Genomic DNA, 600 nt, shown 5'->3' on the forward strand with positions numbered 1-600 from the left:
GATGTTGATGGGGCGCAGGCAGCCGGCGTTCATCGGGATCATGTCCTCGACCATGACGCGGAAGACATAGAGCACGGCGGCACGGGCGACGGGTTCCGGCGCGTTGAAATTGTTCTTCTCGACCTTCGACGTGCCGGTGAAGTCGACCGTCGCCTCGCGCTTGTCCCGGTCGACGGTAATCTTCACCTTGATCACCTGGCCGGTGTCGGTTGGATATTCGTATACGGAACTGTCGGGCAGGCGCTCCAGCACACGGCGCACGCTTTCGGCCGCATTGTCCTGGACATGGCCCATATAGGCCTCGACGACATCAAGGCCGAAATGCGCGACCATCTTGCGCAGTTCGGCGACGCCCTTTTCGTTGGCGGCGATCTGCGCCTTGAGGTCGGCGATATTCTGGTGCGGGTTGCGTGCCGGGTAGGGGTGATCGGTGAGCAGCGTCTCCAGGTCCTTCTCGCGGAAGCGGCCACGGTCGACGATGCGGAAATTGTCGAACAGCACGCCTTCCTCGTCGACCGTGGTGGCGAGCGGCGTCATCGAGCCGGGCGCCGTGCCGCCGATATCGGCATGATGGCCGCGCGAGGCGACGTAGAAGAGGAT

The 600-nt window shown here is 63.3% G+C and carries 1 protein-coding gene; it reads right to left on the minus strand.

Annotated features, from left to right (window positions below):
• A partial coding sequence (locus tag CN311_RS01665) for a hydantoinase B/oxoprolinase family protein (RefSeq protein WP_208866387.1) occupies nt 1-600 on the minus strand: 600 nt, incomplete at both ends.

It is taken from the genome of Mesorhizobium sanjuanii, from assembly GCF_002529485.1.
GTDB classification, from domain to species: Bacteria; Pseudomonadota; Alphaproteobacteria; order Rhizobiales; family Rhizobiaceae; genus Mesorhizobium; species Mesorhizobium sanjuanii.